The sequence below is a fragment of the Ferrovibrio terrae genome (genome assembly GCF_943371255.1).
Taxonomy (GTDB): Bacteria; Pseudomonadota; Alphaproteobacteria; order Ferrovibrionales; family Ferrovibrionaceae; genus Ferrovibrio; species Ferrovibrio terrae_B.
Genome location: NZ_CALRUC010000065.1, coordinates 1 through 23346 on the forward strand (window position 1 = coordinate 1; position 23346 = coordinate 23346).

The window sequence follows — 23346 nt, forward strand, 5'->3', positions numbered from 1 at the left end:
GATCCTGCGAGTATATTGATGAAATCCGATCTCGACCGCGCGGCCCTGGAATACCACCGGCTGCCGAAGCCGGGTAAGCTGGAAATCACCCCGACCAAGCCGCTCGGCACCCAGCGCGACCTGGCGCTGGCCTACAGCCCCGGCGTCGCCGCCGCCTGCAATGCCATTGTCGAAGATCCGGCCCAGGCCGCCGAGCTGACCGCGCGCGGCAACCTGATCGGCGTGATCTCCAACGGCACCGCCGTGCTCGGCCTGGGCAATATCGGCCCGCTGGCGTCCAAGCCGGTGATGGAAGGCAAGGCGGTGCTGTTCAAGAAGTTCGCCGGCATCGATGTCTTCGATATCGAGATCAACGAAACCGACCCGGACAAGCTGATTGCCATCATCGCGGCGCTGGAGCCGACCTTCGGCGGCATCAATCTGGAAGACATCAAGTCGCCGGAATGCTTCGTGGTCGAGCGCGCGCTGCGCCAGAAGATGAAGATCCCGGTCTTCCACGACGACCAGCATGGCACGGCGATCACCGTGGCCGCCGCGGTGCTGAACGGCCTGCGCGTGGTCGGCAAGAAAATGGACGAGGTGAAGCTGGTGGCGTCCGGTGCCGGTGCCGCCGCGCTGGCCTGCCTCGACCTGCTGGTCGAACTGGGCGTGCGCAAAGAGAATATCGTCGTCACCGATATCGTCGGCGTGGTCTACGAGGGCCGCACCGAGCAGATGGATGAATTCAAGGCGCGCTATGCGCGGCAGACCAACCACCGCACGCTCGGCGATGCCATCGTCGGCACCGATGTGTTCCTCGGGCTTTCAGCCGCCAATGTGCTGAAGGGCGAGATGGTCGCCAAGATGGGGCCGAAGCCGCTGATTCTGGCGCTGGCCAATCCGACGCCGGAAATCCTGCCGGAAGTGGCCAAGGCGGCGCGGCCCGATGCGATCATGGCGACCGGGCGGTCGGACTATCCGAACCAGGTCAATAACGTGCTGTGCTTCCCGTTCCTGTTCCGTGGCGCGCTGGATGTCGGCGCCACCACGATCAACACGGCGATGGAGCTGGCGGCCGTGCGCGCGATCGCCGATCTGGCGATGGCGGAAATCTCCGATGTGGTGGCGCGGGCCTATGGCAATGACGAGGCACTCAGCTTCGGCCCGGAATACTTCATCCCCAAGCCCTTCGATCCGCGCCTGATCCTGCAGATCGCGCCAGCGGTGGCGCAGGCGGCGATGGACAGCGGCGTGGCGACGCGTCCGATCACCGACATGCAGGCCTATCGCGAAGGCCTGGAGCGCTTTGTCTACCGCACCGGCTTTGTCATGCGGCCGACCTTCGAGCGCGCCAAGCGCAAGCCGCTGCGCCTGATCTATGCCGAGGGCGAGGACGAGCGCGTGCTGCGTGCCGCCCAGATCGTGCTGGACGACAAGGTGGCGCTGCCGACCCTGATCGGCCGCCGCGCCGTGGTCGAGCGCCGCATCGAGAAGCTCGGCCTGCGCCTCAAGATCGGCGAGAATGTCACGCTGATCGATCCCGAGCGCGACGACCGCTACAACGAATACTGGACCGGTTATCTGGCGCTGATGAAGCGCAAGGGCGTGGCGCCCGACGATGCCCGCACCATCATCCGCACCAACACCACGGTGATTGCCGCCATGGCGGTGCAGCGCGGCGAGGCCGATGCGCTGATCTGTGGCTCGGTGGGCCAGTATGACCAGCATCTGCCGCATATCGTCGATGTGATCGGCCTGCGCTCCGGTGCGTCGCTGCCGGCCGCCATGCAGCTGCTGGTGCTGCCGCATGGCATGCTGTTCATCACCGACAGCAATGTGAATCTCGACCCCAATGCCGACGAGATCGTGGCGATCACCCAATTGGCCGCCGACGAGGTGCGCCGCTTCGGCCTGGTGCCGAAAATCGCGCTGCTGTCGCATTCCAATTTCGGCACCTCCTCGTCGCCTTCGGCGCGCAAGATGCGCGAGGCGACCCAGCGCCTGCACCAGCTGATGCCGGGCGTGGAGATCGAGGGCGAGATGAAGGCCGATGCCGCCGTCTCGGAAGCGATCCGCGAGAAGCTGATGCCCGACAACACCCTGAAGGGCAGTGCCAACCTGCTGGTGATGCCCAACCTGGATGCCGCCAATATCTCTGCCAACCTGGTGCGCCAGATGGAGCAGGGCTTCTATGTCGGCCCGATCCTGATGGGCATGGCGAAATCGGCACATATCGTGTCGCGCAATGTCACCGTGCGCGGCCTGGTCAATATGAGCGCGGTTGCCGTGGTCGATGCCCAGGATCATGCCGAAGGCCTGATGGGGCGCAGCGCCTCCGGCGATTAATGCCCGAGAACGGTACGCCCGGCCGCCGCATCCCAGTCGTGACCGGCGGCGAAATCGCGCAGCTGCTGTAACGCGGCGCTGTCATCCTCGCGCCAGCGCAGGCCGATGCGATGCGTATCGCGCAGTTCGGGCAGGGTCAACGTCGCCACATGATCGGTGCCGAGCCAGTGCGGCAGGATCGCCACGCCGATGCCGGCTTCCACCAGCGCCAGCAAAGCCGCATCGCTCTCGGCCCGGCCGATGATGCGCGGCCGCACGTTCAATCCGTCGAACAGCTTTTCCGCCGCTGGCATGATCTCGGCCTGTGGCCGGATCACGAAGGGCTGGTCCTGCAGGTCTGAAATCCGCGCCGTGCTGCGCCGCGCCAGCGCATGGCCTTGCGGCACCGCCAGCAGGTAGCGCTGGCGGAACAGGCTCAGGCTGTGCTCATCGCCGTCATCACCCAGCGGCAGGATCGCCGCATCGATGCGGCCCATATCGAGCCGGCGGGTCAGCGTCGTGGCCGGCGCTTCGAGAATTTCCAGCGCGATATCGGGATGCGCCGTGATGAAGCTGCCGAGCAGGGCAGTGAGGCGCTGTTGTGGCAGGCCGGGGATATAACCGAGCCGCAGGCGCAGCTTTGCCGGCCGGCCTTCCTGGCGCAGCTCGCGCCGCGCCGCGGTCCATTCCTGCAGCAACAGGCGCGCGCGCGGCAGAAAGCGGGCACCGGCAGGCGTGAGCTGCGAGGCGCGGCCACGCTCGAACAGGCTGCTGCCGAGGGATTCCTCCAGGCGCTTGATGCCGGCCGACAGCGTCGGCTGGGTGACGTTGGCGCGCTCGGCACCGCGGGTGAAGCTGCCGGTTTCGGCCACGGCCATGAAATAACGGATCAGGGTCAGATTCATGACCCATAGAGAAACCCTATCTTGAATATAAAGACAATTGATTTTCTCTATTCAAGAATCCGGGCTATCAGGACAGGCAGAGGAAACCGCTAAAAAGAGGAGGGCGCCATGGCAGAGCACTATGTCGAGACCCTGCGGCTGATGACCCAGGCTTGGCAATGCGATCATCTGGGGCATGTGAATGTCAGCTTCTACATGGGCTGGCTTGGCGATGCCGCTTTCGCCGTTGCCGCCATGCATGGCTGGCCGCGCGAGCAGATGATGGCCGAGCAGGCCGGCGTCGCCGCCGTGAAGGCCGAGGTGGATTACCAGGCCGAGCTGCGCGGTGGCGACATGGTGAAAATGGAGAGCACGGTGGAAAGCATCGGCGAGCGCAAGATCGTTTTCCGCCATCGCCTGATCCGTGTCGGCGATGATCGCCAGGCCATGGCGGCGCGGCTGACCGGCGTGTGCATCGACACGGTGCAGCGGCGCTCGCGGCCATTCCCGGCCAGTTTCGTTGCCCGCATTGTTGAGACCTTCGGCATTGAGCCCGTCGCGCCCAAGGAGGCCGCGGCATGAACATGCGGCCTGAGTTCAAACCTGCCGACTCAGACTTTGAGGCGCGGGTCCGCGATAGTTTCAACCGCCAGCCGGCCATGCATCTGATCGGCGCCACGATCACCATGGTGAAGCCGGGTTTTTGCGAAATCGAGATGCCGCGCAAGCATGACCTGACCCAGCAGCATGGCTTCGTGCATGGCGGCATTGTCGGCATGATCGCCGATTCCGCCGCCGGCTATGCCGCCTACAGCCTGTTTCCCGCCGATGCCACCGTGCTGACGGTGGAATACAAGATGAACCTGATGGCGCCGGCCGATGGCGACCGCATGCTGGCCCGCGCCCAGGTGACCCGCCATGGCAAGACGCTCACTATCGTGGGTTTCGATGTCTTTGCCGAAAAAGCGGGAAAGATGCTGCACTGCGCCACGGGGCTGGCCACCATGATGTGCATGCTGGGGCGTCCTGACGCACCCCGCACGGCTGCATCCTGACGCCCGATCCGCTAGACTGCCGCCACCCGATTCAGAAGAGCCGTCCGAGAAGGGTAAAATCATGATCTCCAACAGCTATCCTACGCTCGATTTCGGGCTCGGCGAGACCGCCGACATGTTGCGCCAGTCCGTGCGCGGCTTTGTCGACAACGAACTGGCGCCGCGCGCCGATGCCATCGACAAGACCAATGAATTCCCGCGCGACCTGTGGACCAAGCTGGGCGATCTGGGCCTGCATGGCATCACCGTGGAAGAGGAATACGGCGGCAGCGGGCTGGGCTATCTGGAGCATTGCATCGCCGTCGAGGAAGTCAGCCGCGGTTCGGCCTCTGTGGGGCTATCGTATGGCGCGCATTCCAATCTCTGCGTCAACCAGATCCGCCGCAACGGCAGCGAGGCACAGAAGCAGAAATATCTGCCCAAGCTGATCAACGGCCAGCATCTGGGTGCGCTGGCGATGAGCGAGCCGAATGCCGGCTCCGATGTGGTGTCGATGAAGCTGCGCGCCGAAAAGAAGGGCGACCGCTACATCCTCAATGGCAACAAGATGTGGATCACCAATGGTCCGACCGCCGACGTGCTGGTGGTCTATGCCAAGACCGACCCGGCTGCCGGCGCGCGCGGCATCACCGCCTTCCTGGTCGAGAAGGGTTTCAAGGGTTTCTCCACGGCGCAGAAGCTCGACAAGCTGGGCATGCGCGGCTCCGATACCGGCGAACTGGTGTTCCAGGATTGCGAAGTGCCGGAAGAGAATGTGCTCAACCAGGTCGGCAAGGGCGTCAATGTGCTGATGAGCGGCCTGGATTACGAGCGCGCAGTTCTCGCGGCCGGTCCGCTGGGCATCATGCAGGCGGCGATGGACGTCGTGGTTCCCTATATCCATGAGCGCAAGCAGTTCGGCCAGTCGATCGGCACCTTCCAGCTGATCCAGGGCAAGGTGGCCGACATGTATACCGAGATGAATGCGGCGCGCGCCTATGTATATACTGTGGCGAAAGCCTGCGACCGTGGCCAGACCACGCGCAAGGATGCCGCCGGCGCCATCCTGTTCGCGGCCGAGAAAGCCACCAAGCTGGCGCTGGATGCGATCCAGATTCTGGGCGGCAACGGCTATATCAACGACTATCCGACCGGCCGCCTGCTGCGCGATGCCAAGTTGTATGAAATCGGCGCAGGCACCTCGGAAATCCGGCGCATGCTGATCGGCCGCGAAATCTTCGAGGAGACCAAGTGAGTCTGCTGCGTCACCTCGCTGTCACCTGCCTTCTGCTGCTGCCGGCTTTGCCGGCTGTGGCGCATGAGCCGGATACGCGGTGGGAAGCCATCCGTGCCGCCGACCAGCGTATACGCTGGCAGGCCGAGGGACTGACGGCAGCGCCGCAGATGGCGGAGTCTTTCACCTCGCCGCTGGGCTATCGGCTGGAACGCTATCTGTGGAAGGCGCAGAAGCCGGGTGGCAGCTTTGCCATTGCGGTGCTGCGCGACCTGAGCGAGGACGACCATTACCTGAGCGGCCCGGTCGATCTGATCAAGTTCGCCACGGCGGTGCTCAAGGGGCTGGAAGCACCCAAGCCGCAGGCGAGCGAACCGAAAGATGTGAAGGTGGCGACGCCGAATGGTCCGGTGCTGAGTCGTCGTTTCGATCTCGGCACGCGGCAATGCGTGGCGCTCGGTTTCTATGCCCAGCCGCAGGTCACCAGCAGCCAGGCCAAACTGGCCAAGGATGAGCCGCTGGCCGAAGGCAGCCTGCGGCTCGATGGCGTCTATTGCGCCACCGCAGGCCAGCCCATGACTGCCGAGCAGGTGCGGGCCTATGCGGCCGGCGTCAAACTCACCCCGCGCAAGGAATAGCCCATGACTGCACGCCGCCGGATTTCGTCGGGATCGACTTTTGAAAAGACCATGGGCTATTCCCGCGCCGTGGTGGATGGCGAGTGGATCCATGTCTCGGGTACCACCGGCTTCGATTACGGCACCATGACGATCAGCGACGACCCGGTGACGCAATGCGAGCAGATTTTTAAAAACATTGCGGCAGCGCTGGCCCAGGCCGGCAGCAGCCTGGATGACGTGGTGCGGGTGCATTACTACCTGACCGACGCGAGCATCTTCGAACAGATCGCGCCGATCTGCGGCCGGCATTTCGCCAGAGCGCTGCCGGCGGCCACCGCACTGCTCTGCCAGCTGATCGATCCCAGGATGAAGCTGGAGATCGAAGTCACCGCCCGCAAACAAGCCTAGACCGGAGACGCTCGATGCTGACCGACGAGCAGCAGATGATCCGCGACATGGCGCGAGACTTCGCGCAGGAAAAGCTGGCACCGGGCGCCGCGGCGCGCGACACCACGGCCCAGCCGCCGCTGGAACTGCTGCGGCAGATGGGCGATCTGGGCCTGATGGGCATGGGCGTGCCCGAGCAATGGGGCGGGGCGGAAGCCGATTTCGTCGCCTATGTGCTGGCGCTGGAAGAGATCGCCGCCGGCGATGGCGCGGTCAGCACGATCATGTCGGTCAACAACTCCCCTGTCTGTGCGGCCCTGCTGCGTTACGGCACGCTGCATCAGAAGGAGCAGTATCTGAAACCGCTGGCGCGCGGTGAATGGATCGGTGCCTTCTGCCTGACCGAGCCGCAGGCCGGTTCCGATGCCTCGGCCCTGAAAACCCGCGCCCGCCGCGACGGCGATTCATGGGTGATCAGCGGCGTGAAGCAGTTCATCACCTCGGGCTCGATCGCCAGACTGGCACTGGTCTTCGCGGTCAGCGACCCCGCGCAGGGCAAGCGCGGCATTTCCTGTTTCCTGGTGCCCACCGACACGCCGGGTTATCGCGTTGCCAGCATCGAGCGCAAGCTGGGCCAGAAATGCTCCGATACCTGCCAGATCGTGCTGGAGGATGTGCGGGTGCCCGCGGATGCCCTGCTGGGCGCCGAGGGTGAGGGCTATCGCATTGCACTCGCAAATCTGGAATCCGGCCGCATCGGCATCGCCGCGCAGGCCACCGGCATGGCGCGGGCGGCTTTTGACGCTGCACGTCTGTATGCAGGCCAGCGCGAGGCCTTTGGCACCGCCATCATCAACCACCAGGCGGTGGCCTTCCGGCTTGCCGATATGGCCACCCGCATCGAGGCGGCGCATCAACTGCTGTTGAACGCCGCGCGGTTGAAAGATGCCGGGCAGCCTTGCCTCAAGGAGGCCAGCATGGCCAAACTGTTTGCCTCGGAAATGGCCGAGCGGGTATGCTCGGATGCCATCCAGATTCACGGCGGTTACGGCTATTTGGCCGATTTCCCGGTGGAACGCATCTACCGGGATGTCCGGGTCTGTCAGATCTATGAAGGCACGAGCGATGTGCAGCGGCTGGTGATCAGTCGGGCCATTGCCGGAAATGCAGCCGGCGGCTAGTCCGCCACACAGAGAAGAGGTCATTTGAACCAGGCGAACGAGATCCTTTTTATCGCATCTCTCCTGGTTCTGGTGAGTATCTTCGCCGGATCGGCGTCGAGCCGTTTTGGCGTGCCCTTCCTGTTGGTCTTCCTCGGTCTTGGCCTGCTGGCCGGCGAGGGCGGACCCGGCGGCATTGTCTTCCGCGACTACCAGCTCACCTATGCGGTCGGTTCGGCGGCGCTGGGCATCATCCTGTTCGATGGCGGCCTGCGCACCCATTTTGCCACCGTGCGGCTGGTGGCGGCGCCGGCCTTTGTGCTGGCCACCATCGGCGTGGTCGGTACGGCAGTGCTGGTGGGCGTGGCGGCGCATTATGCGCTGGGCCTGAAGCCGATGGAGTCTTTCCTGGTCGGGGCCATTGTCGGCTCGACCGATGCGGCGGCGGTGTTCTTCCTGCTCAACATGAAGGGCCTGGCGCTGCAGAAGCGCGTCAGCGGCACGCTGGAGGTCGAATCCGGCATCAACGATCCGATGGCAATCTTCCTCACCATGATGACGGTGGAACTGCTGCGCCATGGCCAGCCGCCGGACACGCTGAAGCTCGCCATCGAATTCGTCGCCCAGATGGTTGGCGGCCTCGTGGTCGGTCTCATCGGCGGTTTCCTGCTGGTGGCCTTGTTCAACCGTGTGTCGGTGGCGGGCGGCCTGTATCCGATTGTGGCGATGGCCGCGGCGCTGCTGATTTTCTCCGGTGCGCATTTCGTGCAGGCATCGGGTTACGTCGCGGTCTATGTCGCCGGGCTGGTGCTGGGCAACCGGCGCCATCGCGGGGCCCAGGTGATCCTGCGCTTCTATGACGGCCTGAGCTGGCTCAGCCAGATCGTCATGTTCCTGCTGCTCGGCCTGCTGATGACGCCGGACGAGATGACGCCCTATGCGGTGGGCAGCGGGGTTGTCGCCGCCGTGCTGATGCTGCTGGCGCGGCCGCTGGCGGTGATGATCTGCCTGCTGCCCTTCCGCTATACGATGCGCGAGATCGGCTTCATCTCCTGGGTCGGTCTGCGCGGCGCGGTACCGATCTTCCTTGCCACCATTCCGGTGCTGGCCAACCTGCCCAATTCCGAACTCTATGTGACGGCGGCCTTCGTCTGTGTGCTGGCCTCGCTGACCTTGCAGGGCTGGACGATTGCTCCGGTGGCGCGCTTCTTCGGCCTGGAGCTGCCGCCGAAGCCGGAAGCGGTCAGCCGCACCGATCTCGATCTGGGTTCCACTTCGGATCGCGATGTGGCGAGCTACAAGCTGGAAGCCGATGCGCCGGCCCTGGGTTACCGGTTCAATGAAATCCCGCTGCCGCGACGCTGCCGTATCATCACCGTGATCCGCGACGGCACCGTGATGGACCGTGCCAGGCTGGATCATCTGGAGCCCGGCGACTATCTGCTGGTGCTGGCCCCGGCCGAGCAGTTCTTCTCGCTTGATCGCCTGTTCACCGCGCGTGAGCAGTCCAAGAAGCAGCGCAAACGGCGCGAGCGCGGCGAGGAAGTGTTCGGCGAATTCGTGCTGTCGGGCGATACGCTGCTGGGCGAGGTGGCCCTGCTCTATGGTCTTCCGGTCGATGACAAGGACCGCAACGACCCGGTCGGCGGCTATGTGCGCCGGCGCCTGCGGCATCGCCCGGTGGTGGGCGACCGCCTGCGCTGGGGGCCGGTGGAGCTGGTGGTGCGCGAGATCCGCAACGACCGCATCACCTCGGTCGGCATCGAACTGGAACCGGAAGAGCATCCGATCCTGCGTGGCTTCCGCCGCGCCTTCGGCTTCGATTAGACTATAAAAAACGCAAGGGAGGCTCCGGATGGCTGCGCCGCTGGAATTCTATTTCGACTTTTCCTCGCCCTACGGCTACATCGCCGCCCAGCGCATCGATGCCGTTGCCGCCAAGCATGGCCGCAGCGTGGACTGGCGCCCGATGCTGCTCGGCGCCGTGTTCAAGGCCGAGGGCACCCAGCCGCTGACGCAGTATCCGATGAAGGGCAAATACTCGACCCACGATTTCAAACGCAGTGCGCGCGAACATGGCATTGCCTTCAACATGCCGGCCACCTTTCCGCTGCCCACCCAGGGCGCCTGCCGCGGCACCTATTGGCTGAAGCAGACCGCGCCCGACCAGGCCGTGCCGTTTGCCAAGGCGGTCTATAAGGCCTATTTCATCGATGGTCGGGATATCTCATCGTCCGAGGTGCTGGCCGATATCGCGGCGGATCTGGGCATCGACCGCAAGGCCTTTCTCGCCGGTATCGAAAGCCCGGAGATCAAGGCGCGCTTACGCGAGGTGACCGAAGATGCGATCCAGCATCGCGGTGTGTTCGGCTCGCCCTATACCTTTGTCGACGGCGAACCCTTCTGGGGCGCCGACCGTCTCGACCAGATCGACCGCTGGCTGTCGCGCGGCGGCTGGTAATCCATAACAAAGAAAATAGAGGAAACCTCGCCATGGCCAAGCAGATCATCTTCTACTGGGATTTCACCTCGCCCTACGCCTATATCGGCGCCAACCTGATCGAGGCGGTGGCGCGCAAGCACAACCGCAGCGTCGACTGGCGGCCGGTTTCGATCGGCCATCTGTGGAAGGCGATCCCGGACCGCACGCCGTTTCCCAAGGTGAAGATGGATTACATGGAGCATGACTGGACGCGCTCGGCCAAACTCGCCGGCCTGCCCATCGTCACCACGCCCAATCCGTTCCCGACCGATGCCAAGCTGCCGCGCCTGCTGTTCTATCGCCTGAAGGAGCAGAATCCGACCAAGGCGGTGGCCTTTGCCAAGGCGGCGTTCAAGCAATACTGGGGCGAGGGCAAGGATATCGCCCGGCCCGAGCATCTCAAGACCGTGGTGCATGTGGCCGGTGTGCCCGAGGCCGAGATCGCCAGGGCGGCCGAAGATGCCAATGCGCGCCAGGCGGTGCTGGATGCCACCGCCGAGGCGATTGAACTCAAGGCCTTCGGCACGCCGACCTTCATTGTCGACGACGAGATGTTCTGGGGCTCTGACCGCATCGACCATATCGATCGCTGGCTGACCCTGGCGCACAAGAAGTAAGCCCTGAGCATGGCAGACAAGCCTGCCGGCGGCGCGCTCGCCGTCACCGGCCTCATCGCCACAGCCTTGCTGTGGGGTGCGATGATTCCGATGACGCATGTGCTGGCGACAAAGCATATCGACCCGTTCTTCATGTCGGCGATCCGCTACCTGATTCCGGCGCCGCTGCTGATCGCTATGGCACTGGTCTTCGACCGCGCGTCGCCGTTTCGCGCACCGGTGCCCTGGCTGGTGGTGGCGAAGCTGGGGGCCGTCATGGCCTGCTTCTCGATCTTCTACACCGTCGGCATCATGCTGTCGGAACCGGTGCGGGCGGCGATTGCCATGAGCTGCGGTCCGCTGGTGGCGGCGGTGATGACCAAGCTGATGCTGCGGATGCCGCTGGCGCGCGGTTTCTGGCCGGCCGCGATCAGTGCCGCCATCGGCGCGGCGCTGGTGGCGCTGGATGCGGTGCGGCCGAAGGCCGGCGGCCCCGGCGAGTTCAGCTATCTGGGCGAGGCCATGCTGGTGGGAGCCATGGCGAGCTGGAGTTTCTATTCGCTGAAGGTGCAGGCATGGCTCGCGCCACTGGGCTGGAGCAACATGCGCATCACCTGCCTGACCTCGCTGGCCGGCGGCCTTCTCATTTGCGGCCTGTTCATCGTGCTGGCGACGATCACGCCGGCACGCCTGCCGACCGAGATGCCGCCCAGTGCGGCGCTTTGGATGCTGGCCTGGGTCGGCATCGGCGGGGCAGGGCTGGCGATCCTGTTCTGGAATTACGGCGTCAGCCATGTCGGCGTGCCGGTGGCGACGCTTTACACCAGCCTGGCGCCGGTCTTCTCGGTGGCGGTGGCGGCGCTGTTCTTCGGCAGCACCATCACCCTGCAGCAGATCGCCGGCGGGATTCTGATCCTCGCCGGCGTCATCCGCATGCAGTGGCTGGGCGTGCAGGCAGCACGCGACCGTCAGAAGGCGGCCCGTCAGAAGATGGTATAGGCGCCGTCGATCACGAAGCTGTCGCCGGTGTGATAGCTGCTGGTATCGCTCATCAGGTAGGTGGCGATGCCGGCGAAATCCGAACCCTGGCCCCAGCGCCGCACCGGAATACGCGGCAGCACATTGCCGCTGAATTTCGGATCGGCCACGCCGGCCGCCGTCATCTCGGTCTCGATCCAGCCCGGCAGGATGGAATTGGCGGTGACGCCGTAGCGCGCCATTTCCACCGCCAGCGCCCGGATCATCGACAGCATCGCGCCCTTGCTGGCAGCGTAGGATTGGGCGCGTGCCGCACCATGCACGCCGGCCGTACTGGCCATGCCGATCAGGCGGCCGCCGGCTTTGTCGCCGTCCTTGGCGCGCTCGACCATGTGGCGGGCGGCGGCGCGCAGCGTGAAGAAGGCGCCATCAAGGTTGACCGACAGCACGCGGCGCCATTCCGCCGTGCTGAGTTCGTGGAAGGCGGCGCGCTTCTGGCTGACGCCGGCATTGGCGAAACAGCCGTCGATGCGGCCCATGGTTTTCAGTGCAGCAGTGAAGCCGGCCTCGACCTGCGCCTCGTCTGACACATCCACCTTCTGCACCAGCACGCGATGGCCATGGGCCTTCAGTTTCGCCTCGGCGGCGGCATTCTTGTCCGGGTTGCCGCCCCAGATCACCAGGTCGCAGCCGGCCTGCGCCAGCCCCTCGGCCATCCCCAAACCGATGCCGCCATTGCCGCCGGTCACCAGCGCAACCTTGCCGTTCAGATCGAAGCCTTTGCCGGCCATGTTTCCTCCATAGTTTTTGTCGATACCGCCGATAGATGGGTGAAATTAACAGGTTGTGGTTTGCGTCGCACCCTTTTCCCGCGGCACCCCTTGCAGCCTTCCGGAGGCGCTGGCATGGTCGTTTGTAATCACAGCCCGAGAACGAGAAGCAGACGCCTTGCCATGAGCGCGCTCACCAGCCAACTCGATACCCGTTCGGCCGCCTTCCGCGACAATGCCGCGCAGATGCAAAGCCTGGTCGATGACCTGAAAGCCAGGGTCAAGCAGATCAAGCAGGGCGGCGGCGACAAGGCGCGCGAGAAGCATCTGTCGCGCGGCAAGCTGCTGCCGCGCGACCGCGTACGCACACTGCTCGATCCCGGCTCGCCCTTCCTGGAGCTGAGCCAGTTCGCCGCCTATGACATGTATGGCGGTGATATCGCTGCGGCAGGGGTGATCACCGGCATCGGCCGGGTGATGGGCCGCGAATGTGTCATCGTGTGCAACGATGCCACCGTGAAGGGCGGCACCTATTTCCCGATGACGGTGAAGAAGCATCTGCGCGCGCAGGAGATCGCGCTGCAGAACCGGCTGCCCTGCCTGTATCTGGTCGATTCCGGCGGTGCCAACCTGCCGACCTGGGATGAGGTTTTTCCCGACCGCGAGCATTTCGGCCGCATCTTCTACAATCAGGCCAATATGTCGGCCGCCGGCATCCCGCAGATCGCCGTGGTGATGGGGTCGTGCACCGCTGGCGGCGCCTATGTGCCGGCGATGTCGGATGAGTCGATCATCGTGCGCAACCAGGGCACCATCTTCCTGGCCGGCCCGCCACTGGTGAAGGCAGCCACCGGCGAGGTGGTCTCGGCCGAGGAACTGGGCGGCGCCGATGTGCATGCGCGCACCTCGGGCGTCAGCGACCATTACGCGATGAACGATGCCCATGCGCTCGGCATCGCCCGACGCATCGTCGGCAATCTCAATACGGTGAAGCAGGTATCGGGCGATGTGCGCGCACCGCTGCCGCCGCGCTTCGATCCGGCCGAACTTTATGGTGTGATCCCGAAGGACGGCCGCATTCCCTTCGATGTGCGCGAGATCATCGCGCGCATCGTCGATGATTCGGAGCTGGACGAGTTCAAAAAACTCTACGGCAGCACGCTGGTCTGCGGTTTTGCTCGCATCCATGGCTATCCGGTAGGGATCATTGCCAACAACGGCATCCTGTTCTCGGAAAGCTCGCTGAAGGGTGCGCATTTCATCGAGCTGTGCTGCCAGCGCAATATCCCGCTGGTCTTCCTGCAGAACATCACCGGCTTCATGGTCGGAAAAAAGTATGAGTCCGGCGGCATCGCCAAGGATGGCGCCAAGCTGGTCACAGCGGTCTCCACCGCGCGCGTGCCGAAATTCACCGTCATCATCGGCGGTTCCTACGGCGCCGGCAATTATGGCATGTGCGGCCGGGCCTATTCGCCCCGCCTGCTGTTCATGTGGCCCAATGCCCGCATCTCGGTGATGGGCGGCGAACAGGCCGCCAGCGTGCTGGCCACGGTGAAGCGCGACGGCATCGAGGCCGGTGGCGGCAACTGGTCGAAGGACGAGGAAGAGGCCTTCAAGAACCCGATCCGCGCGCAATATGACCGCCAGGGCCATCCATACTATGCCTCGGCCCGGCTGTGGGACGATGGCATCATCGACCCGGTCGATACCCGCACCGTGCTGGCGCTCGGCCTCAGCACCGCCCATAACGCCCCCATCGAGCCGACCAAGTTCGGCGTGTTCCGGATGTAATGCCATGAGCGACCAGATCATCCTGCTCGATATCGACAGCCGTGGCGTTGCATCTGTAACGCTGAACCGGCCGCAGGTGCATAACGCCTTCAACGACGACGTGATTCTCGGCTTGACGAAAATCTGGGACGATCTCGCCGCCCGCAAGGATGTGCGCGTCGTGGTGCTGAAAGGCGCGGGCAAGAGTTTTTCCGCCGGCGGCGATCTCGACTGGATGCGCAAGTCCGGGCAGGCGACGCCGGAGCAGAACCGCGCCAGCACCATGACCATGGCGCGCATGCTGAAAAAGCTGAACGACCTGCCGCAGGCAGTGCTGGCGCTGGTGCACGGCAACTGCATGGCCGGCGGTACCGGCCTGGCTTCGGCCGCCGATATGGTGGTCGCCACCAGGGCGGCGCAGTTCGCGCTGACCGAAGTGCGGCTTGGCCTGACGCCTGCAACCATCTCGCCCTATGTGGTGGCCGCCATCGGCCCGCGTCAGGCGCGACGCTATTTCCTCACCGCCGAGCGATTCAATGCTGACGAAGCCTGCCGCATCGGCCTGATCCATGAGGTGGTGGCCGACGAAGGCGCGCTGGAAACCCGCGGCACAGAGTTGATCGGCATGCTACTGCAGGGCGCGCCGGGTGCGATCCGCGACAGCAAGATTCTGGTCGGCCGTGTCGCCGGCCGCAGTGTCGATGAAGAGCTGATGCAGTTCACCGCGCAGAATATCGCCGACCGCCGCGCCAGCGCGGAAGGCCAGGAAGGGCTAGCGGCATTCTTCGACAAGCGCAAGCCCAACTGGGCGCAGTCATAAGAAGGGCGGCCGTATCGTGTTCCGCAAGATCCTGATTGCCAATCGTGGCGAGATCGCCTGCCGGGTCATCCGCACGGCCAAACGCATGGGCGTCGCTACGGTAGCGGTCTATTCCGATGCCGATGCTCATGCGCGCCATGTCGCCATGGCAGATGAAGCCGTGCATATCGGTGCCGCGCCGGTGCGCGAGAGCTATCTGCTGCCCGAACGCATCATCAATGCGGCCCGGCTGACCGGCGCGCAGGCGATCCATCCGGGCTACGGCTTCCTGTCGGAGAATGCCGCTTTCGCCAAAGCCTGTGCCGAGGCCGGGCTGGTCTTCATCGGTCCGCCGCCCAAGGCCATCGAGGCGATGGGCCTGAAGGGCGCCGCCAAGGCGCTGATGGAGAAGGCGAAGGTACCGGTGGTGCCGGGCTATCACGGCGACGACCAGTCGCCCGACCTGCTGGCCAGGGAAGCCGAGCGCATCGGCTATCCGGTGCTGATCAAGGCTGTGGCCGGCGGTGGCGGCAAGGGCATGCGCCGCGTCGATGCGGCCAAGGATTTCGCCGCGGCGCTGGCCGGTGCGCAGCGCGAAGGCGCCAATGCCTTTGGTGACGACAAGGTTCTGCTGGAAAAGTATCTGGTCAAGCCGCGCCATATCGAAATCCAGGTCTTCGCTGACAGCCATGGCAATGCCGTGCATCTGTTCGAGCGCGACTGTTCGGTGCAGCGCCGGCACCAGAAGGTGCTGGAAGAGGCGCCGGCACCCGATATGCCGCCGGCCATGCGCAAGGCGATGGGCGATGCCGCCGTGGCGGCCGCCAAGGCCATCGGTTACGTCGGTGCCGGCACGGTGGAATTCATCGCCGATGTGTCGGATGGCCTGCGGCCCGACCGCTTCTATTTCATGGAAATGAACACCCGCCTGCAGGTCGAGCATCCGGTAACCGAGATGATCACCGGCCAGGATCTGGTCGCCTGGCAGCTGGATGTCGCCGCCGGGGCCAAGCTGCCGCTGGCACAGGATGCGCTGTCCATTGACGGCCATGCCGTGGAAGCGCGCATCTATGCCGAAGACCCGCAGAAGAATTTCCTGCCCTCGGTCGGCCGGCTGCATCGCCTGCGCGCGCCGGCCGAGAATGCCCATGTGCGCGTCGATACCGGCGTGCGCGAGGGCGATTCCGTCACGCCATTCTACGATCCGATGATCGCCAAGCTGATTGTCTGGGATACCGACCGCCGCGCGGCCCTGCGCCGCCTGCGGCAGGCGCTGGCGGAATACCAGATTGCCGGCGTCGCCACCAATACCGCCTTCCTGATGGCCCTGGTGGGGCACAAGGCCTTTATCGATGGCGATCTCGATACCGGCTTCATCGAACGCTTCCGCGCCGATCTGCTGCCGCAGCCCGCACCGGCCTCGACGGTGGTGCTGGCGCTGGCCGCCCTTGCCGTGACGCTGGAACGCCGCGAGGCGGTGACACGTCAGGCAGCGCAGAGTGGCGATCCGTGGTCGCCATGGTCGGCCGTGGATGGCTGGCGCATGAACGATCAGGGCTGGGATGAGTTGACGATGAAGGAGCGCGACAGCGATATCCTTTGCCGCATCGACTATCTCGCCGATGGCGTGCTGCGCGTGCATGGGCCCGAAGGTCATGTGACCGCGCAGGGTAACCTGGATGGCGATGGCAGCCTGGATGCGGTGATCGATGGCCGTCGCCTGCGCGCGGGCATCGTGCGGCAGGACGACGATGTGATCGTGCTGCTGCCGGGTGAAACCCATCGCCTCAGCATTGTCGATCCGCGCGCCGCCGGCGATCTGGACGAGGGCAGCAGCGGCCAGCTCACCGCGCCGATGCCGGGCAAGATCGTGCAGGTGCTGGTGGAAGAGGGCGCCAAGGTCGAGAAGGGCCAGGCGCTGATGATCCTGGAAGCCATGAAGATGGAGCATACGATCAGCGCACCGGCGCGAGGCGTGGTTGCCAAGGTGAATTTCCGCGCCGGCGAACAGGTGCCCGAAGGGGCCGCGCTGCTGCAGATCGAGGCGGAGGACTGAAGCATGGCCCTGCCGCGCAAAATTACCCTGTGGGAAGCCGGGCCGCGCGACGGCCTGCAGAACGAACCGGGCGTGGTGCCCACTGAAGTGAAGGTGGAACTGATCGACCGTCTGGCCGACTGTGGCCTGACCCATATCGAGGCGACCAGCTTCGTGTCGCCGAAATGGGTGCCGCAGATGGGCGACCACGAAGCGGTGATGGCGCAGATGAAGCGCCGTCCGGGCGTGATCTATCAGGTGCTGACGCCCAACATGAAGGGCTATGAAGGTGCGCGTGCCGCCGGCGCCGAGGCGATCGGCATTTTTGCCGCCGCCAGCGAGAGCTTTTCCAAGAAGAACATCAACTGCAGCATCGACGAGAGCATCGAGCGGTTTCGCCCGGTGGTGGAAGCTGCCAAACGCGATGGCGTGAAGGTGCGGGGCTTTGTTTCGGTCGTGGTCGGCTGCCCGTTTGAAGGCGACATCGCGCCGGCACAAACGGCCAGGGTGACCAGGCAACTGTATGATCTCGGCTGCGACGATATCGGGCTGGGCGATACCATCGGTGTCGGCACGCCCGGCAAGGTGAAGGCGATGATCGAGGCCTGCGCCAAACTGGTGCCGGTGGAGAAACTCGGCGGCCATTTCCACGATACCTATGGGCAGGCGCTGGCCAACACGCTGGCGGCGCTGGAATGCGGCATCGCGCGGCATGATGCCTCTGTCGCCGGTCTTGGCGGCTGCCCCTATGCGCCGGGCGCCACCGGGAATGTCGCCACCGAGGATGTGGTCTACATGCTGGATGGCATGGGCATCGAAACCGGCGTCGACCTGAAAAAGCTGGTGCAGACCGCCTGGTGGATTTCCGACCGTCTTGGCCGCCCGCCGGCCTCCAGCGTGGCGCGCGCGCTCAAATCCAAGTGCCTGTGAGATGCCGGTTCATCTGCTCAAAATCGCAGTCGGTATCGAAAGCCTGGAGCATTTCCGCGAGCGCATGAAGGTGCGCCGGAAAGAAGGCAAGACCTTTACGCATTACACCCGCCATATGCCCAAGCGGGCCGCGGAAGTGCAGGATGGCGGTTCGCTCTACTGGATCGTCAAGGGGGCGATTGCGGTGCGTTGCCCCATCGTGCGGCTGGAAGAGGCCGTGCTGGAAAACAAGGGGCCCCATTGCGGCATCGTGATGAAGACCCAGCTGATTCCGGTATTGCCGCTGCCGCGCCGGCCGCATCAGGGCTGGCGCTATCTGGAGGCGGAAGACGCGCCGCCCGATGTTGCCGATGCCGGCAAGGGTGCTGCCGAGCTGCCGCCGAAACTGCTGGCCGAGTTGCGCGACCTCGGCCTGCTGTAATACCTAGCAGTCTGTTTCCTCCATCAGGTGATTCGGCATGACCGTACAGCCCCGGCCGCGCATCATTGTCGTCGGCAACGAGAAGGGCGGCTCGGGCAAGTCGACCACGGCGATGCATATCCTGATTGCCCTGCTGACCGAGGGCGGCCGGGTTGCCGCCATCGACCTGGACGGCAAGCAGCGCACGTTGACGCGCTATCTGGAAAACCGTCAGACCTTCATTGATAAACATGCGCTCAAGCTGGCTATGCCCGTGCATCGCGTCATCGTCGAAAGCGATCTGCCGCTGAAAGCCGAAGCAGCCGCGGAGGAGGCGGCGCGCTTTGCGTCTGTCGTGGCCGAACTTTCGGGCCAGCATGATTTCATCCTGGTCGACTGCCCGGGCAGCGACACCAACCTGGCCCGGGTCGGCCATTCCCATGCCGATCTGCTGGTGACGCCGGTAAATGACAGCTTCATTGATGTGGATTTGCTGGCCAGCGTCGACCCCGACACGCTGAAGGTGATCAGGCCAAGCCGATATGCCGTGATGGTTTGGGAGCAGCGCAAGCAACGGTTGGCGCGCGACCGCCAGAGCGTGGACTGGGTGGTGATCCGCAACCGCCTGTCGCACCTGGATGCGCGCAACAAGCGCAATGTCGGCCATGTGCTGGAGGCGCTTGAAAAGCGCATCGGCTTCCGCTTCCTGCCGGGCTTGTCGGAACGCGTGATTTTCCGCGAACTTTTCCTCTCCGGCCTGACGCTGATGGACCTGGACCGCACCAGCCTGTCGGGTGGCGTGGCGGGACTGAACATGGCGCAGGCGGCGGCGCGGCAGGAGGTGCGTGCGCTGCTGCGCGGGCTCAATCTGATAACGGACGATTGATCTGCCTTAAACAGCGGCATGCTGCAGCGCACAAAGGGAAATTTCGATTTCACAAGATGTCAAAAACGCCCTGCTTTCCCTTGGAGGAAGCCCCTGATCTGTGCTTTATACAGCGTCAATTCGGGGCTTACTCTGAACGCTGTTCTCACGGGGAGAAATCATGAAGACGACGCTATCGCTGCTGGCCGGTGCCACCCTGATGCTCGCGGGCGCCACCGCCCAGGCACAGGATTTCCCGAACAAGACCGTCACCATCGTGGTGCCGTTTGCCGCTGGCGGCCCGACTGACACGGTCGCCCGCCTGGTCGGCCAGGCGATGAGCACCGCGCTGAAGCAGCAGGTCATCGTTGAAAACGTTGGCGGCGCCGGCGGTACCCTGGGTGCCGGCCGCGTGGCCCGCGCCGCGCCGGATGGCTACACACTCCTGCTGCATCATATCGGCCATGCCACCAGCGCCACGCTGTATCGCAAGCTGCCCTACGACACCATCAACGACTTCGCCCCGGTTGGTCTGGTGACCGACGTGCCGATGACCATGGTGGCGAAGAAGGATCTGCCGCCGAAGGACTTCAAGGAACTGGTCGCCTATGTGCAGCAGAACAAGGACAAGGTGTCCTATGGCAATGCCGGCATCGGTGCGGCCTCGCATCTGTGCGGCCTGATGTTCATGAGCGCGCTCAAGACCCAGATGACCACGGTTGCCTACAAGGGCACCGGCCCGGCGATGAATGACCTGCTCGGCGGCCAGATCGACCTGATGTGCGACCAGACCACCAACACCACCGGTCAGATCAAGGGCGAGAAGATCAAGGCCTATGCGGTGACCACCAAGACCCGCGTGCCGTCGCTGCCGAATCTGCCGACCATGGACGAGGCCGGCATCAAGGGCTTCGAAGTCTCGATCTGGCACGGCGTGTATGCGCCGAAGGGCACGCCGAAGGCGGCAATCGACAAGCTGTCGGAAGCCCTGAAGTTCGCCCTCAAGGACGAAAATGTGGTGAAGCGGTTTGCCGAGCTGGGCACCGAGCCTGTCGCGCAGAACCGCGCCACGCCGGATGCTCTGGGTGCACATCTGAAGGCCGAGATCGCCAAGTGGGCGCCGGTCATCAAGGCAGCCGGTGAATACGCCGACTAAACGAAGTATATCTTTGACGTAAAAGTTGGGGCGTCCGGCCTTTTGCAGGTCGGGCGCCCCTTGTACAAAGACTGCCCCGGAGGTCAGGGTGACCCTGGGGCAGCCGAAGACACGGCGCAGGGGGAACAATGTCCTTTATACGCAACCCGAAAGATTTCTTTGCCGGCTTGCTGTTCATCTTGTTCGGCATCGGTTTCATCTGGTTGGCCCGCGATTACGGTTTCGGTACGGCCCGTCGCATGGGGCCGGCCTTCTTCCCGATCGTGCTGTCAGGCATCCTGATCGCCATCGGCATCCTGATCGGCGTGCGCGGCGTGGCGATGACCGAAGATCCGCCGAAGGGCTTCACCCTCAAGGGCCTTGTCCTGGTCACGCTTTCCACCCTGATCTTTGGCTTCCTGGTGCGCACCGCCGGTGTGCCGGTCGCGGTCGCCCTGATGGTTGCCGCCAGTGCCATCGCCAGCCAGCGCTTCAACTGGAAGCCCACGCTGGTGCTGGCCATCGGCATGGCGATTTTCTGTGTTGTCGTGTTCGTCTACGCCCTTGGCCTGCCGATGCCGGTGCGCGGGCCGTGGCTCGGCGGTTGAGGGGATTTGCGTTATGGAACTGCTTTCCAATCTTTACATTGGCCTTGAAGTCGCGCTTACCCCGATCAACCTGCTGTACTGCCTGGGCGGCGTTTTCGTCGGCACCCTGATCGGCGTGCTGCCGGGCCTCGGCCCCACGGCCACCATTGCCATGCTGCTGCCGGTCACCTTCGGCCTGCCGCCGGTCTCGGCGCTGATCATGCTCGCCGGCATCTATTACGGCGCGCAATACGGCGGTTCGACCACGGCGATCCTGATCAACCTGCCAGGTGAATCATCCTCGGTGGTCACCGCGCTGGATGGCTACCAGATGGCGCGTCAGGGCAAGGCCGGCCTCGCGTTATCCACTGCGGCGCTCGGCTCCTTCTTCGCCGGCACGGTGGCAACCTTCCTGCTGGCGCTGTTCGCACCGCCGCTGGCCGAGGTCGCGCTGAAATTCGGCCCGGCGGAATATTTCTCGCTGATGGTGATGGGCCTGGTTGCCTCGGTGGTGCTGGCGCATGGCTCGCTGCCCAAGGCAATCGCGATGATCCTGCTTGGCCTGTTGCTCGGCCTGGTCGGTACCGACGTGACGTCTGGCACGCCGCGCTTCACCTTCGATATCCCGGAACTCGCCGATGGCATCAACTTCGTCATCGTCGCCATGGGCATGTTCGGCCTGGGCGAGATCATCCGCAATCTGGAGAATGAAGAGACCCGCGACGTCTTCAGCCGCAAGATCACCGGCCTGTGGCCGACCCTGAAGGATCTGAAGCAGATCGTGGCGCCGGTGCTGCGCGGCACCGCGCTGGGCTCCGCGCTCGGCATCCTGCCGGGCGGCGGCGCCATGCTGGCCTCGTTTGCCGCCTATTCGCTGGAGAAGAAGGTCTCGAAAAACTCGAAGAATTTCGGCAAGGGCGCCATCGAGGGTGTTGCGGCACCGGAATCGGCCAACAATGCCGGCGCGCAGACCTCGTTCATTCCGATGCTGACGCTGGGCATCCCGTCCAATCCGGTGATGGCGCTGATGATCGGCGCCATGATCATCCAGGGCATCCAGCCGGGTCCGCAGGTGATGACCGAACAGCCGACGCTGTTCTGGGGCATCATCGTCTCCATGTGGATCGGCAACTTCTTCCTGGTCGTGCTGAACCTGCCGATGATCGGCCTGTGGGTGCGTATGCTCACCGTGCCCTATCATCTGCTCTATCCGGCCATCCTGGTGTTCTGCGCGATCGGCGTGTTCTCGCTGAACAACTCGGGCTTCGACGTCTACATGATGGCGCTGTTCGGCCTGCTGGGTTACGTGCTGTCCAAGCTGGACTGCGAGCCGGCACCACTGCTGCTCGGTTTCATCCTCGGTCCGATGATGGAGGAATATCTGCGGCGCGCCATGGTGCTGTCGCGCGGCGATCCGATGGTCTTCATCGAGCGTCCGATCAGCGCCACCATGCTGGCGATGGCGGTGATCGGCTTGGTGGTCGTGCTGCTGCCCTCGATCCGCAAGAAGCGCGAAGAGGCTTTCACCGAGGAAGGCTGATCCGGTTATCCGGTCAACACCTGCAAACGCCGCCGGCTCATCCCGGCGGCGTTTTGCATCCGGGGTATTTTGCTTTACCGGTCCACACCCTATATCCTGAGGGCTATGGACAAAGACAACCGGATTCCGGCCAAATCCGCCACCCACGAGGTGGAGGCGTTCCTGCGCCAGGTGGCACTCAGCCCGCGCACGGCGCCTGCAGCCGACGGCCGCGGCCGGCTGGTTTTTGCCATGGACGCCACCGCCAGCCGCCGGTCCACCTGGGACGAGGCGCAGCGCATCCAGGCCGATATGTTCCGCACCACGGCCGCGCTCGGTGGCCTCGACATCCAGCTGGTGTTTTTCCGTGGCCTGGGCGAATGCCGGGCTTCGCCCTGGGTGTCGGAAGCCAATGTCATGCTGCGGCTGATGCGCCAGGTGGAGTGCGTCGGCGGCCATACCCAGATCGAGCGCGTGCTCAAGCACACATTGGCCGAGGGCCGCGAGCGCAAGGTCAATGCTCTGGTCTATATCGGCGATTGCCTGGAAGAGAGCCCGGACGACATCGCGATGAAGGCCGGCGAACTGGGCCTGCTCGGCGTGCCGATCTTCGCCTTCCAGGAGGGCGGCGAGCCACGCGCCAAGGCCTGCTTCCAGGAGATGGCGCGGCTGACCCGTGGCGCCTATTCCAGCTTCGATGCCTCCAGTGCCGCCACCCTGCGCGAGTTGCTGTCGGCCGTGGCCGTCTATGCCGCCGGCGGCTATCGCGCGCTGGAGAATTTCGCCGCCGGATCGGGCCGCGAAGTGCGCGCCCTGATCGGGCAGATGCGGTAAGCCATGATCGCCTATCTCGCGCT

Annotated in this window: 23 protein-coding genes; 21 read left to right on the top strand and 2 right to left on the bottom strand. The window is 64.5% G+C overall.

Annotation, left to right across the window (positions count from 1 at the left end):
* Positions 1-18 precede the first annotated feature (18 nt).
* Positions 19-2325, top strand: a complete 2307-nt coding sequence (locus tag AAG799_RS14130) for an NADP-dependent malic enzyme (RefSeq protein WP_341896954.1) — start codon at positions 19-21, stop codon at positions 2323-2325.
* Here the strand turns inward: AAG799_RS14130 and AAG799_RS14135 are convergent.
* Positions 2322-3209, bottom strand: coding sequence for a LysR family transcriptional regulator (locus tag AAG799_RS14135; protein WP_341896956.1), 888 nt, complete (start codon positions 3207-3209; stop codon positions 2322-2324). The two genes, AAG799_RS14130 and AAG799_RS14135, sit on opposite strands and share 4 nt — an antisense overlap.
* 108 nt (positions 3210-3317) lie before the next feature.
* On the opposite strand from AAG799_RS14135, the gene AAG799_RS14140 reads away from it, so the two are divergent.
* From AAG799_RS14140 to AAG799_RS14185, 10 genes are all read left to right on the top strand, one after another.
* Positions 3318-3770, top strand: coding sequence for a thioesterase family protein (locus AAG799_RS14140; RefSeq protein WP_341896958.1), 453 nt, complete (start codon positions 3318-3320; stop codon positions 3768-3770).
* On the top strand, positions 3767-4243 hold the full coding sequence (locus AAG799_RS14145) for a PaaI family thioesterase (protein ID WP_341896960.1): 477 nt from the start codon (positions 3767-3769) through the stop codon (positions 4241-4243). The genes AAG799_RS14140 and AAG799_RS14145 overlap by 4 nt, the downstream gene beginning before the upstream one ends.
* A gap of 61 nt (positions 4244-4304) precedes the next feature.
* Positions 4305-5477, top strand: coding sequence for an isovaleryl-CoA dehydrogenase (locus AAG799_RS14150; RefSeq protein WP_341896962.1), 1173 nt, complete (start codon positions 4305-4307; stop codon positions 5475-5477).
* Positions 5474-6094, top strand: coding sequence for a hypothetical protein (locus AAG799_RS14155; RefSeq protein ID WP_341896964.1), 621 nt, complete (start codon positions 5474-5476; stop codon positions 6092-6094). Before AAG799_RS14150 ends, AAG799_RS14155 begins: the two co-directional genes overlap by 4 nt.
* 3 nt (positions 6095-6097) lie before the next feature.
* Positions 6098-6484, top strand: coding sequence for a RidA family protein (locus AAG799_RS14160; RefSeq protein WP_341896966.1), 387 nt, complete (start codon positions 6098-6100; stop codon positions 6482-6484).
* A 14-nt stretch (positions 6485-6498) separates the two neighbouring features.
* Complete coding sequence (locus AAG799_RS14165; RefSeq protein WP_341896968.1) at positions 6499-7644, top strand: acyl-CoA dehydrogenase family protein; 1146 nt, start codon at positions 6499-6501, stop codon at positions 7642-7644.
* Positions 7645-7668: 24 nt separating this feature from the next.
* Positions 7669-9450 (top strand): potassium/proton antiporter, encoded by a 1782-nt coding sequence (locus tag AAG799_RS14170; protein WP_341896970.1) that lies wholly within the window; start codon positions 7669-7671, stop codon positions 9448-9450.
* Between the two features lie 28 nt (positions 9451-9478).
* Positions 9479-10084, top strand: a complete 606-nt coding sequence (locus tag AAG799_RS14175) for a 2-hydroxychromene-2-carboxylate isomerase (RefSeq protein ID WP_341896972.1) — start codon at positions 9479-9481, stop codon at positions 10082-10084.
* A 32-nt stretch (positions 10085-10116) separates the two neighbouring features.
* Positions 10117-10722, top strand: coding sequence for a 2-hydroxychromene-2-carboxylate isomerase (locus AAG799_RS14180; protein ID WP_341896974.1), 606 nt, complete (start codon positions 10117-10119; stop codon positions 10720-10722).
* A gap of 9 nt (positions 10723-10731) precedes the next feature.
* Entirely contained in the window at positions 10732-11700 is a 969-nt protein-coding gene (locus AAG799_RS14185) for a DMT family transporter (RefSeq protein ID WP_341896976.1), read from the top strand.
* On the opposite strand, the gene AAG799_RS14190 is transcribed toward AAG799_RS14185, so the two are convergent.
* On the bottom strand, positions 11685-12470 hold the full coding sequence (locus tag AAG799_RS14190; RefSeq protein WP_341896978.1) for an SDR family NAD(P)-dependent oxidoreductase: 786 nt from the start codon (positions 12468-12470) through the stop codon (positions 11685-11687). The two genes, AAG799_RS14185 and AAG799_RS14190, sit on opposite strands and share 16 nt — an antisense overlap.
* A gap of 162 nt (positions 12471-12632) precedes the next feature.
* On the opposite strand from AAG799_RS14190, the gene AAG799_RS14195 reads away from it, so the two are divergent.
* From AAG799_RS14195 to AAG799_RS14240, 10 genes are all read left to right on the top strand, one after another.
* The gene (locus AAG799_RS14195; RefSeq protein ID WP_341896980.1) at positions 12633-14240 is read left to right on the top strand and encodes a carboxyl transferase domain-containing protein; all 1608 of its coding nucleotides are present in this window, start codon (positions 12633-12635) and stop codon (positions 14238-14240) included.
* A gap of 4 nt (positions 14241-14244) precedes the next feature.
* Complete coding sequence (locus AAG799_RS14200; protein ID WP_341896982.1) at positions 14245-15039, top strand: enoyl-CoA hydratase/isomerase family protein; 795 nt, start codon at positions 14245-14247, stop codon at positions 15037-15039.
* Between the two features lie 16 nt (positions 15040-15055).
* Positions 15056-17074 (top strand): acetyl/propionyl/methylcrotonyl-CoA carboxylase subunit alpha, encoded by a 2019-nt coding sequence (locus AAG799_RS14205; RefSeq protein ID WP_341896985.1) that lies wholly within the window; start codon positions 15056-15058, stop codon positions 17072-17074.
* 3 nt (positions 17075-17077) lie between these two features.
* Positions 17078-17983, top strand: a complete 906-nt coding sequence (locus AAG799_RS14210; protein ID WP_341896986.1) for a hydroxymethylglutaryl-CoA lyase — start codon at positions 17078-17080, stop codon at positions 17981-17983.
* 1 nt (position 17984) lies between these two features.
* Positions 17985-18404, top strand: coding sequence for a DUF1489 domain-containing protein (locus tag AAG799_RS14215; protein WP_341896988.1), 420 nt, complete (start codon positions 17985-17987; stop codon positions 18402-18404).
* A gap of 37 nt (positions 18405-18441) precedes the next feature.
* Positions 18442-19269 (top strand): division plane positioning ATPase MipZ, encoded by an 828-nt coding sequence (locus AAG799_RS14220; RefSeq protein WP_341896991.1) that lies wholly within the window; start codon positions 18442-18444, stop codon positions 19267-19269.
* A 160-nt stretch (positions 19270-19429) separates the two neighbouring features.
* Positions 19430-20404, top strand: coding sequence for a tripartite tricarboxylate transporter substrate binding protein BugD (locus AAG799_RS14225; RefSeq protein WP_341896993.1), 975 nt, complete (start codon positions 19430-19432; stop codon positions 20402-20404).
* 128 nt (positions 20405-20532) lie between these two features.
* Positions 20533-20991: a tripartite tricarboxylate transporter TctB family protein gene (locus tag AAG799_RS14230; protein WP_341896995.1), complete on the top strand. Its 459-nt coding sequence runs from the start codon at positions 20533-20535 to the stop codon at positions 20989-20991.
* Positions 20992-21004: 13 nt separating this feature from the next.
* Positions 21005-22510: a tripartite tricarboxylate transporter permease gene (locus tag AAG799_RS14235; protein ID WP_341896997.1), complete on the top strand. Its 1506-nt coding sequence runs from the start codon at positions 21005-21007 to the stop codon at positions 22508-22510.
* A 105-nt stretch (positions 22511-22615) separates the two neighbouring features.
* Complete coding sequence (locus tag AAG799_RS14240) at positions 22616-23323, top strand: VWA domain-containing protein (protein WP_341896998.1); 708 nt, start codon at positions 22616-22618, stop codon at positions 23321-23323.
* The last annotated feature ends 23 nt before the right edge of the window (positions 23324-23346 follow it).